Source organism: Litchfieldia alkalitelluris, from assembly GCF_002019645.1.
GTDB lineage: Bacteria > Bacillota > Bacilli > Bacillales > Bacillaceae_L > Litchfieldia > Litchfieldia alkalitelluris.
Map to the genome: position 1 here is coordinate 4,793,645 of NZ_KV917374.1, position 12,241 is coordinate 4,805,885.

General features: G+C 35.6%; 8 protein-coding genes and 1 pseudogene. 7 read left to right on the forward strand and 2 right to left on the reverse strand.

Features of this window, described 5'->3' with window-relative positions; translation table 11 throughout:
• Positions 1 to 150: 150 nt before the first annotated feature.
• Entirely contained in the window at positions 151 to 2,082 is a 1,932-nt protein-coding gene (gene fbp / locus BK579_RS22650; RefSeq protein WP_078549468.1) for a fructose-1,6-bisphosphatase, read from the reverse strand.
• A gap of 254 nt (positions 2,083 to 2,336) precedes the next feature.
• On the opposite strand from fbp, the gene BK579_RS22655 reads away from it, so the two are divergent.
• The 7 genes and pseudogenes from BK579_RS22655 (at position 2,337) to BK579_RS22685 (ending at position 11,620) form a co-directional block, all read left to right on the forward strand.
• Entirely contained in the window at positions 2,337 to 3,440 is a 1,104-nt protein-coding gene (locus BK579_RS22655) for an NAD(P)/FAD-dependent oxidoreductase (RefSeq protein ID WP_078549470.1), read from the forward strand.
• Positions 3,437 to 4,432: a DUF3231 family protein gene (locus BK579_RS22660; protein WP_078549471.1), complete on the forward strand. Its 996-nt coding sequence runs from the start codon at positions 3,437 to 3,439 to the stop codon at positions 4,430 to 4,432. The genes BK579_RS22655 and BK579_RS22660 overlap by 4 nt, the downstream gene beginning before the upstream one ends.
• A 462-nt stretch (positions 4,433 to 4,894) precedes the next feature.
• Positions 4,895 to 5,854 (forward strand): AAA family ATPase, encoded by a 960-nt coding sequence (locus BK579_RS22665; protein ID WP_078549473.1) that lies wholly within the window; start codon positions 4,895 to 4,897, stop codon positions 5,852 to 5,854.
• Positions 5,855 to 5,858: 4 nt separating this feature from the next.
• Positions 5,859 to 7,112 carry a DUF58 domain-containing protein gene (locus BK579_RS22670; RefSeq protein ID WP_078549475.1) on the forward strand — a complete coding sequence of 418 codons (1,254 nt, stop codon included), beginning with the start codon at positions 5,859 to 5,861 and terminating at the stop codon, positions 7,110 to 7,112.
• Positions 7,090 to 9,288 (forward strand): transglutaminase-like domain-containing protein, encoded by a 2,199-nt coding sequence (locus BK579_RS22675; RefSeq protein ID WP_078549477.1) that lies wholly within the window; start codon positions 7,090 to 7,092, stop codon positions 9,286 to 9,288. The genes BK579_RS22670 and BK579_RS22675 overlap by 23 nt, the downstream gene beginning before the upstream one ends.
• A gap of 1,037 nt (positions 9,289 to 10,325) precedes the next feature.
• Complete coding sequence (locus BK579_RS22680) at positions 10,326 to 10,454, forward strand: DUF2639 domain-containing protein (RefSeq protein WP_078549478.1); 129 nt, start codon at positions 10,326 to 10,328, stop codon at positions 10,452 to 10,454.
• A gap of 231 nt (positions 10,455 to 10,685) precedes the next feature.
• Positions 10,686 to 11,620 (forward strand): annotated as a pseudogene (locus BK579_RS22685) (arsenic resistance protein).
• A 196-nt stretch (positions 11,621 to 11,816) separates the two neighbouring features.
• Here BK579_RS22685 and BK579_RS22690 read toward each other — a convergent pair.
• A complete protein-coding gene (locus BK579_RS22690) occupies positions 11,817 to 12,206 on the reverse strand; it encodes a hypothetical protein (RefSeq protein WP_078549480.1) in 390 nt (129 codons plus the stop codon).
• Positions 12,207 to 12,241: the final 35 nt, after the last annotated feature.

Sequence of the window (12,241 nt, forward strand, 5' to 3'; positions counted from 1 at the left end):
TGTCACAAAACAACAAAAATAATCTGTGATTTTTGTCACACTTCTTGCTAAACACTACTAATTTTAAACTAATTTTCACTGAAACATAGACCACAATAAGGGTGCACAGACATCATAGTCAGTGCACCCTTAAAGTTAACTTTTCCCTGATTATTTCATGTATCTATATTCCATCAAAGTTTTTAAAATAGAGATTTCCTGTAATAATTCTTCTCCAATATTCGTTTCTAATACTTTCTTTCTCTCGAGTTCTTCATCTACTAATCTTTTTACGGATAAGACATCAGTCCCATTTAGAAGAACATCTTCTTTAGAATTAAACAGTTTGTGTGCGACAAGCTGCATTCCATAAGAATTATATAATAATGTATATCCGGCAATACCTGTTGTTGATTGATAGACCTTAGAAAATCCCCCATCAATGACAATCATCTTTCCATTTGCTTTTACTGGGTCTTCACCGTCTATTTCCTTAACAGGTGTATGACCATTTATAATATGACCTTGATCAGGATTTAGATCAAATTCGATTAAAATGTTGCGACAGATTTCCTCATGTTCACGTAAATAATAGTATGGATTTTTTCTTTCCTTATGGGTTTTCTTATCTTTTATGAAATATCTCTCAAAGGTTGTCATTTCTCTTTTCCCAAATAATGATGAATATTCCCCTGTCCATAAATACCAGACCATATCTGTTGCAAGATCATCTGTTTTTTCAGGGTGAGCAAAAGCATAGCGTAAATGTTGTTCAAAAACATCCAGTAATTCTCGACCTGCATATGTTTTATCGTTAATCACCATTTTTTCCATATTTCCATTTTCATCCAAGGGAATGCAACCATGAATTAACAAATTCCCATTATACTTTAAATACAGGCTACCTTTCTTCATGAGAAAGTTCATATGTCTGGCTAATTTTTCGGAATGCTGGACAGAAAATAATAGCTTGTCCATTACCTGTTCTTCTTCCTCCAACAATGTATCAGGTTGCTCTCTATCAACTGTTGCAAAGCAACTATTTTCTAAAGTATATGTATTTCCATGAATTGTGATTTCGTTTTTGTCGTAATCAACTTTTTCAAGTAATAATCTTCCAGACATGTTAAAGTTCGGGCGTCTTTTGATAATTGGGCTCTCGAGCTTAAATTGAATCATGGCAATGGCTTGGTGAATTTTTGTGATTTGTAATTTTTCGTGCTCAGACAGTTCTTTATCTGAATGTCTCTTCGGTCGAAAAGCTGAATTATCACCATAATATTTCTCTGCAAGATTAAGAAGCGGTCTAAGATTAATTCCATATACATCTTCGATAATATCTAAATTGTCATATCGTGCACAAATTCGAATAATATTCGCTAAACAGACCTTCGATCCAGCAAAGGCACCTAGCCATAAAACATCATGATTTCCCCATTGAATATCAACAGAGTGATAGTTTATAAGTGTATCCATAATTTTATCAGGTTCGGGTCCACGATCATAAATATCTCCTACTACATGAAGATGATCGACTACCAATCTCTGTGTTGTATAAGCAAGACCAGTTATTAGTTTTTCTGCCTGACCAAGATCTATAACTCGCTGGACAATCTTAGTATAATACGGTTTTTTATTCATAAATTCATCGGTCTTATATAGTAGCTCTTCGATGAGATAAACAAACTGATTTGGCAATGCTTTCCGTAATTTCGAACGAGTGTATTTTGAAGAGCAATAGGAAATAAGTTTTACCATATTCTCAATGTATTCTGTATACCATTCGTGTAAATCTTTTTCATTATCAAAGTTATTCTTAATTAATTGTAGTTTTTCTTCAGGATAATAAACTAATGTTGCAAATTCATTAATCTCTTCTTCTGATAAAACATCGCTAAAAAGGTCTCTTATTTTGCCCTTTACATTACCTGAACCATTTCTTAATACATGTTGAAAGGCTTGGTATTCCCCATGTAAATCACTGACAAAGTGCTCTGTCCCCTTTGGCAAATTGAGAATCGCTTCTAGGTTGATAATTTCCGTTACAACTTTTTCTTCACAATCAAATCTTTGAGACAATAAATCTAAGAATTTTGTGTTCATAGTTACTGCATCCCCTTTTTCAACTATGATATAGCATCCAGAATATTGCGATTATAAATACATTATAAGCGAAAACCAGGAATGAAAGGTGAAGGTAAGTAACAATTTATATTTTTTTTGTAATTTTCTTAAAAAATGATCGAACAAGGTACACGTACTTATATAATAACAATCCCAATTAATTGGAAAACACATACATTTATTTAACCTTGTATGGGCATCCTCGTATTATACAGTGTTAGGGAGGTCGTTTAATGGATATTGCTATCATGGGTGCTGGTCTATCCGGTTTAGCTTGTGCCATCACTCTTGAGAAAAATGGGATTTATCCAACTATATTTGAGAAGCGGAGTAAAGTAGGAGATAGATTTGTGAATGGAGAGATTTTACTATCCATCTTTGCTTTTCCAGTCCATGATTGCATTGCTTCATTATCAGAAGAATATGAAATTTACTTAAAACCGACTTCAAGTATTCAGAGACTTGAACTGTATTCAAAAAATGAGAAAGCATTTATAGAGGGGCATCTTGGCTTCACTAATATACGCGGGAGGGAACACGATTCCTATGAATCTCAATTAGGTAGACAGCTGAAAACATCTATCCATTTCAATTCGGAAGAAACATATGAACAACTGTTAAGTAATTACTCCCATGTTGTTATGGCAACTGGAGATGGATCTTATGCAAAAGAAACTAAAAATTTCAGAGAAGATTTAACGGTTTCCATAAAAGGCGCAACAATTGAAGGGAGCTTTGATCGATATTCTGTCATGGCATGGATTGATTATGATCTTGCTCCATACGGATACTGTTTTCTAATTCCATATTCAAAAACGGAAGCAAATATTTCTATAGCGGTTCCTGATTTGGAAGGAAATTACGCTTTAGATATGACTAAATTATGGGATTCATTTTATCAAATGGTACGTTCTCAACTCAAACAAGCGATACCTATAACCGACCAGTTTCATATCACTAAGTACCCTATCGGTATTTGTAACTCAGCTCGAGTAGGAAATACCTTTTATACAGGGAACTGTTTTGGAACGATGATGCCATTTATGGGTTTTGGACAGTACGCTGCTATTTTAAGCGGTATTTATACTGCTTATGACTTATGCGGCTTAGGAAGTTATGAAGAACTTATGAAACCATTTCGCGCTAGTTATGAAGATTCACTTGTATTAAGAAGAGCTATGGAACAACTATCAAACGAAGGGCTAGATCGAATCATTCGGTCACTTCAAGGATACTGGGGTCACAAGCTGTTCCATACTAAAAGAATAAATCCATTAAAAGTAGCTAGTTATTTACTACGCCCATATATACATATGAAAGGAGCGGCATCAAAATGAACAATCATCATACGGTATCTTTAACTACATCTGAACTTGGTTATCTTTGGACTGGTCTTTCTATTAATGATATGTCTAAGTGGTATTTAACAGCTTTTTTTCAATTTACACAAGATCAAGAAATTAAAGATTTATATTCATTTGCATTAAAAATCACAAATGAACTTATTTCTAAAAGAAATGAGATTCTTACCAATGAGGGTTATCCGGTACCTGTAGGATTTTCCGAAAAGGAGATAAAAGAATGTTCCTCCCCTCTATTTTCTAACCGGTTTTTGCTGAAATACCTACATACAGGGGCATGTTTAGGATTAGAATTCCACTCCAAGTCTTTTGCTTTATCCACTAGAGAGGATGTCCGTCAATATAATATTGATTGCTTAACATCATCTATAAAGCTAAATGATAAAGTCGTTGACCTTCTTTTAAACAAAGGAATATATTGGCGGACACCCTCATTGCCAACTCCGCATGTTCCTGAATACATACAAAAATCAAGTTATCTTAATAGCTTGTTGGGAGATACTAGACCCTTAAATAGCATGGAACTTGCTAACTTATACCAAATAATTGATCTCCTAATTATTATGGAAGCACTTTTTATTGGATTTGAGCAAATATCTGAATTGGAAGAAACTAGAGAACTGTTTCGAGAAGGAACGACATCCATTAGAAATCAATATGAAACATTGGCTGACATATTAAAGGAAAATGAATTACCAATTCCTCCTAGTTATTCAGCAGAGGTTCTCGAATCAAAAGAAAAGATATTTTCCGAACAAATCATGGTTTCACATTTAGCAGGCTTATATGGGTCACTAATATCTCAATATGGATTTTCGATTGGTTCAGTAATGAGACATGATTTAGTTAAAGTATATACACAGCATATAGTTAAGGCTGGTGTTATGTCGGAGAGAATTACTCGATTCCTTATAAAACAACAATGGATTGAAAAAGTGCCTGGAGCCATACTCCGTGATAATTTATGATATTCAGGAATGAAACCAATAGTTTATTCGCTAAAATAAGGTGCATCTAAAAAACGGTGATCCGAATACCCTATAAATTCTTTTCTAGCAAAACCTCTAAAAGACCAGCTTCATTAGCTGGTCATCTTTGATCATGCATATTTCTTACAAGAAATTCTTCATCGCATGGAAATACATCTGCTTTTTGCTTTAGGATATAATAACGGAACTTTCATCTGAAGTGTTTTTATACACAGACATTAGGTTAATAAAGGTTCTATTATAATTTTCTGTGATATACTCCTTAAAACTAAGATAAAATATGTGCCCCCAAAAACTATTCACTTTTATTATAAAAAACAAAGAAGTTGAAACTATTAATAAAGGGCTGATTTCTTTATAATTAAACTATAGTTATTATGAAACTATCAGAAACTAAATTTTCCACCGTGGATCTAATGAATAGTTATCAGATCAAGGAGGATGAATCCGATGGAAACAGATTATCCAAATGTTTTAAATAATCTCGAAGCAACTATTAATCGTTGTATACTAGGTAAAAAAAATGAAGTTAAGTTAATTATCACTGCACTATTGGCAGACGGACATGTTTTAATTGAAGGTGTTCCTGGAATTGGTAAGACCATGCTTATTAAGGCATTAGTTAAAACCATTCAAAGCGAGTTTAGAAGAGTACAATGTAACCCTGACCTTTTACCAACCGATATCACAGGTTTCTCTATTTATCACCCAAAGAATGAGCAATTTATATATAATCCTGGACCTGTGATGACCAATTTTTTATTAGTTGATGAAATCAACCGTGCCTCAACAAAAACACAATCAGCACTACTAGAAGCAATGGAAGAAAAACAAGTGACCGTTGATGGAAAAATTCATCCCCTACCTCGGCCTTTCTTTGTGATGGCGACACAAAATCCCATTGAGTTTGAAGGTACATATCTTTTACCAGAAGCGCAGCTGGACCGATTTATGATGAAGTTCAATCTCCATTACCCAGCTAAGCAAACGGAAAAAGAGTTAATATTATCACAAACGATAAAAAATCCTTTGGAAGACATTACGGAAATTACGGACATGACATACATCCAAAAGATACAAGAGTTTGTGCAGACTATATATATAGCTGAGAGTGTTGTTGATTATATACTAGAAATCGTAGAAAGAACTAGAAATCATCCTTCCATTTTTTTAGGGGTAAGTCCACGCGGAACGCTAGCATTTTTGCGTGCGGTGAAAGCACTTGCTTTTCTCAATAAACGTCATTTTGTAACTCCTGACGATGTTAAATTTTTGATACCATATGTTTTTCATCACCGGATTATCCTTAGTCCAGATGCCCAAATGAGTGATGTTCAAGTCGAAAGCTTAATGCAATCCATTGTAAACGGTGTCAATGTTCCGGTAAGAGTGGAGAACTGATTATATGCTTAAAGCGATAAAGCAATGGATGCCTAGAGATCAACGAGGGCTGTTATGGGGAGTTATGTTTGTTTGGTTAACTAGCCTTTTATTCCTCTTGTTTACCGGTGGTGAATTAGGGGTTCTCTTATTTTTTATTACAACGGTAATTACTACATATCTTTTATTACTTGGTAAGTGGAGCGGAATAAAAGATATAAAAGGAGAACGTGCTTCAACCAATCCTGGTCAAAGATTAGAAACAGGTGATTCCTTTCATGTTGAAACATCATTTGAAATTCCTGGATTTTGGCCAATTTCTTATGTATTGATAAAAGATGAAATCACTCACCATCAGTTTGGCAAACAAATCTATCAATCTTCCTTTGTTCCTACTACTTATAGAACTGGAAAGGTTTCATACACTATTTCTAATTTAAAACGTGGAGCATATGACTTTGGGGCAACCGAATGCTCTATAACAGACCTATTAAATTTATTTCAACATAAAGCTACCATTCTTTTACCGGTAACATTTAAGGTTTATCCCAAATCCATACGCATAAAGGAATGGTCATTCGTATCTGCCTTACGAAGTGGGGTTCGTGATTCTTCTATGTCTAGAAATCAAAAGGAGACAACCGAAATAGATGGAGTTAGAGAATATACCAATGGTGACAGATTGTCTAGGATTCACTGGAATGCTTCCGCTAAAACTGGAGAATTAAAATCAAAGGAATTTATTAGAGAATCCGTTCCAAAAATACTTATCGTAATCGATCAATACCATCATTCCTATCACGATGAGGAGCAATTTGAATTAGCAGTTTCAACAGCTGCTTCTATTATTCGCTACAGTAGTAAACAACAGATTCCCATAGGTCTGTTTTCTCCTGGAAAAAAAGTGAACTACTATGAAGTGCAACAAGGCATGACTTATAGTCATCGTCTAGAAGAGCATCTACTTTATGTGAAAAGAGATGGCGAGAACAATATACCAAAAGCACTCCTTCATCGACATTTGACACGTTTACAAGGGAGTCTAATTGTTGTTATAACTCCTGAGAAAAGTAATCTATTATTTCATCGTTTAGTTGGAATGAAAAAAATGAACCTACATCCCTGTCACATTTGTATAGCTCCTCAAAAGGACTCAGAGGTAGAAAAATGGAAACGTCGATTAGACACAGAACAAATCCATTGCTATATGGTCGATTCTTTAAAGGAGTTACCAGTCGTGTTAGGAGGGAAAACAGTTGAGAAAAACAGATTATCTTGAGCGTTTTGCCATTTTATTGACCGGTGTTTTCCTGTATCCCTTTCTACCATTGCTGACTGATTATACGTTACCATTTACCTTTCAACTGATGATCTGTGTGCTGATTTTTACTTGTTTCATAGAAAGCTTTTTCCCTTTTCATAAATTACTCGGCTGGTTTATCGAGTTTGGTGCTAGTTGCCTTGTCACATTGTATTATCTAGACTGGATAGTCAGCCTACCGTATCTCAGTATTGTGATGGGGACTTGGTTCATCTATATATTCATGATTCACTGGTTTAAAACTAAATGGCGAGTACTCGTACTCATTCTTGTGTCAGTAATTAGCTTATCAATCATAGACACATTTACCTACCATGAGTTATGGGTCGAAATTATTATATTAATAAGTGCAGGTCTTTTATTATTACTCGTCATTCATCTTAAGGATCTTAGGGAGAAGAGTCCAGATGGCTGGGAGCACTTAACCGATTATCCGGGTACAGTTATTTCCCCTATTGTTATTTTTTTTACTGTCTTGTTTTTTTTCATGATTTTTGCGCCTGATGTTCGTCCATTGCTGAAGGATCCTTATACTGCGTGGAAAGATTTCACTGGGGGAGAAAAGGCAATATCTTCATATGCAGATATTAGTGACCTTGAGGACAACGAAGATTCAGGGCAAGGGGAAATCTTATCTGGATATAGTCGTGACGATAGTCACTTAGGTGGTACTTTTAATTATGATTACTCGGCTGTTATGTCTGTAGAAACCTCCTATCCAACCTATTATCGAGGAGAAGTGCGTTATTTCTATAATGGTTCTGGCTGGGAGCACGAAGATACTAACTATCATCTAGACAGTTATGTTGTACTTCCAGACGAAGCGAGTCAATCTCTGCCTTTTACTAATGAATCACCAGTTGATCGTTCCTTGTTAGAAACAAGAGAGGTTTCACAGATTATTACCGTTTCAACTAATAAGGCGTATAGAAGTCATGTTTTATTTGGCTCATCTCAAATCGACACAATTGAAATTGTCGAAGAGATCGAACTAAATAGGGAGCTTGGTAATAATCGTTATAATACATTGCTCGAGGAAAAAGGTCCACTCCTCTGGTTACCCAATGTATCTGAATTACATTATTGGGATAGTGCTGGGATGTTCCCAAAAATATATCAGGTCACCTCACAAGTCCCTTTAATTGATGAGGATGGATTAAGAGCTTCAACATCCATTGACCCCGAAGATGAGTACTGGGACAAATACCTACACTTACCCAACGAATTGCCAATGAGAGTTTCAGAGCTTGCTAAAGAGATAGTTGATGAAAAAACAACTACCTATGATCAGGTGAAGGCCATAGAATCGTATTTAAAGGAGACTTACACCTATACGACCAAGCCGAACCTATCCTTAGGAAAGAGTGACGATTTTGTTGATCAATTTTTATTTGAAGTGCAGGAAGGCTACTGTGATTATTTTTCCACTGCAATGGTCGTGTTAACAAGAACACTTGATATCCCAGCTCGCTGGGTCAAAGGATATACTCAGGGTACAAAACAAATGAATGAGATGGAACAATATTATTTTACCACTGAGCAAGATTCATTAGGTCCAGGAGTTTACAATGTTCTAAACGCAAATGCTCATTCTTGGGTCGAGGTTTACTTTCCTGGGTATGGCTGGATTCCTTTCGAACCAACTGCCACGTTCTCTGCTCCGACCTACACGGTAGCTGCAGAAATAGGCTCTGAATTAAATGAAACAATGAGCGAACAGACACATGCACTCGAAGAAAGATCCTTGCCATTAGTCAAAATTCTACTAACTGTCATTATTGTTGTAGCTTTCTTGGGTATTATACTCCTATTATGGAACCGAAAGTTAAGCTTTTTGTGGCATGTTTGGAAACACCGAGGTGTAAAGTCTAGTAATCTGAGGATTGTATTAGAAATAGAGCGTCTACTTCATTATGGACCACGCCTAGGATATAAGTATTTTATGCATGAAACGTTACATGAAACATTCTCTCGTTGGATTATACAAAATAGGTCGTTGGAAAAACATTTAACCGAGTTAGTCCTTCTCTTTGAAAAAGCAAAGTATAGTAAGGAACAAATGACAGATGGAGAATTAAAACTAATTAAGGAAAAGGTACACCTTTTAAAGAAGCTTATGAAGACTAGGGGTTAATGTAGTATGAGATAGGCAACGTTCTATTTGTCTACCTTGAAAATAATTTAGATATTGGAGTCCATGCGCTGCGATCCACTTGCTTTCCGCGGGGTGGTCCGCGAGCCTCCTCGTCGCCAGGGGCTCCTGTGGGGTCTCACGAGACCGCTAGATCCCACAGGAGTCGAGTGGCTCTTCGCTCATTCCACACTAAGGGGTAACCATTTTCATTCACCATGGTACGAAATACTTATTTAGCATAGGTGTCTACCCTGAAAATAGAAATGCGGAAGGCGCTCGTTCATCGGCGACAGGCATAAGACGAGCCGGCTAGAAGGTTGCTTTTTAACCTTCTTGCCGGATTGACTTAGACCTGAGAGCCGATAGCGCCTGAAGCTAGACACTAAGCTAAGTATAATTTTTCATACTCCATGGTGCTAATTTTAATTAGCATAGATGTCTACCCTGAAAATACATAGGTAGTGGAGTTCCATGAGCTGCAATCCACTTGCTTTCCGCGGGGCGGTCCGTGAGCCTCCTCGTCGCCAGGGACTCCTGCGGGTCTCACGTGACCGCTATATCCCGCAGGAGTCAAGTGGCTCTCCGCTCATTCCACACTAGGTGAAAAGCACTATTTTCATACTCCAGGGTGCAAATACTCATTTGCATGAAGGTCTACCCTGAAAATAACCTGGGTAGTGGAGTTCCATGCGCTGCGATCCACACTAGGTGAATGCACTATTTTCATACTCCATGGTGCAAATACTCATTCGCATGGATGTCTACCCTGAAAATAACTTAGTTGGCGGAGTTTCATGAGCTGCAATCCACTCAGGATACCGCGAGGCGTGCGGTGAGCTTAATCAGAGCAAGCTCTTGGGGGATCATGATATGCATAGAGTCATATTTATTTTGATTTATATAACTTTTTTCTTTTTACCCCTTTCATGGTATTTTCATAGATGTTACAATGGCACATGTGAAATATGTACATAGAAACTTCATTTCACGAATTAGTCTAAATTCCTAAATCTTCACGCAAAGAAAGGGTGTTTTCAATGCATTATGGAAGCAAAGGCTGGTATGTTGAAAAGCTTAAAGAAGCTGGCGTACGCACCTATGAAGGACGTAAAGTTGAGAAGTACAAAAAGCACGTTCTTGCAAGTCTATTAGAAAAAACTAAATAACCTGACGGTCGCAGCTCATCTTTCAGAGCTGCGATTATTTATTTTAAGGCTATATACACCAAACACAATAAATAGATAAACCACCAAAAATCTAAAAGGAAATACAGCTATGAAATATCAACTAATCAAGAGGGGAACATTCCTCAATAAATATAGGGCCTGCTCTTATTTTTTGAGTATGATAAGATTAGTATGCCAATATAATATTTTTAATTTAGGCTGTGATACACGATAAACTTATTTGAAAAACTATATATTTTAATTATTTTTTCAGCAGTAATTATTGGTATAGGTATAGGACAAATAGAATTAGTAAACATCCATGCGGAAAGCTTTGTTGTTCCTTTATTAACTGTGATGCTTTATATCACTTTCTTACAAATTCCAATGGAAGAAATAAAAAAATCTTTTAAAAAACATCAAGTTTACATATACTTCAGTCATTATAAATTTTGTCTGGACACCCTTCCTTGCATGGCTGCTAGCAATGGGATTTTCAGGTGATCATTGGATTTTTCATGCTTATGGTTACACCATGTACTGAATACTTAATCTTTACAGGTATAGCAAAAGGAAATGTTGCGTTATCAACGGCAATCTTACCTTTAAACTTAATCTTACAAGTCATTTTGCTACCTATATATCTTCTTATTTTTGGAGAAAAAACAGGGGTTATAGAGCTTTCATATCTAGTGGAAAGTATCTTAATAGTTTTATTCATACCATTAGTCTTTGCTTTTCTAACAAAAATGTTCCTGAGAAACAAGCAACAATTAGGAGAAAAACTTATATCAAACCTCAGCGTGTTGCAGATCATTTTTCTAAGCCTTCCAATCATTGCGTTGTTTGCTTCACAAGGACAATTACTATTTAATCGCTTAGATTTAATGTGGCAGATTACCTTACCGATACTTTTATTTTTTATCGTGTATTTCTTCGTTAGTCAAAAAGTTGGACAGTTTATGGGGTTACCGAACTCTGACATAACAAGTTTAAGCTTAACTACCTTAGCAAGAAATTCACCAATCGCTTTAGCAATAGCTATGACCGCATTTCCAGACCAACCTTTAATAGCATTAACATTAGTTATAGGACCATTATTGGAATTGCCTATTCTCACATTAATTACACAGCTATTATTATTTTTCAAAAATAGAAGGACATAAAAAACGTAAAAGCACACATCAATTTATGTAAGTAGTTCAGATAATGTGGAGAAAACTAAAATTAACAATTGAATTCACATTCAAAAAGTGTTTTCAATTAGCATCATAATTAGCAATATATTTAACACATAAAAACGCTTGGATAACTCCAAGCGTTTTTAACATATAGTGGTTTAATTTTTATTAACGAACGGTGTTATCCTTCAACGATTGCAAGGTATTTCAAGAATTCTCCATTGATTTCAACAAGTAAAATATCTCCTCTTTCTTTTGCTGAAAAAATCTTTGCACCAACAGGAAGTTTATTCGACATTTCATTATTAAAATCTGTATTAGCATCATTTCTTGTTTTTATTTCACCGATTTGAACATTTTTTGTTAAAGATAATTCTTCTACCCAATCAATATTAGTCTTGTAGATAACTCCATCAAACTGAAAAATATCAGCATCAGGGTCCAATGTTAAGACTTCTTCGGCATCAATACTGTCAATTGTTACTTCGGTTGTACCTCCGTTATTAGAGCATCCTGTAATCATAAATAAGACCAATGTAATTAAAACAAAGAACATTCTTTGTACTTTCATATTAAATCCCCCTTTATCCAATTAGACGAGCGTTT

Coding starts and splice junctions, on each gene's coding strand:
- fbp (WP_078549468.1), bottom strand. CDS start 2,082: ATGAACACAAAATTCTTAGATTTATTGTCTCAAAGATTTGATTGTGAA.
- BK579_RS22680 (WP_078549478.1), top strand. CDS start 10,326: ATGCATTATGGAAGCAAAGGCTGGTATGTTGAAAAGCTTAAAGAAGCT.
- BK579_RS22660 (WP_078549471.1), top strand. CDS start 3,437: ATGAACAATCATCATACGGTATCTTTAACTACATCTGAACTTGGTTAT.
- BK579_RS22665 (WP_078549473.1), top strand. CDS start 4,895: ATGAATCCGATGGAAACAGATTATCCAAATGTTTTAAATAATCTCGAA.
- BK579_RS22655 (WP_078549470.1), top strand. CDS start 2,337: ATGGATATTGCTATCATGGGTGCTGGTCTATCCGGTTTAGCTTGTGCC.
- BK579_RS22670 (WP_078549475.1), top strand. CDS start 5,859: ATGCTTAAAGCGATAAAGCAATGGATGCCTAGAGATCAACGAGGGCTG.
- BK579_RS22690 (WP_078549480.1), bottom strand. CDS start 12,206: ATGAAAGTACAAAGAATGTTCTTTGTTTTAATTACATTGGTCTTATTT.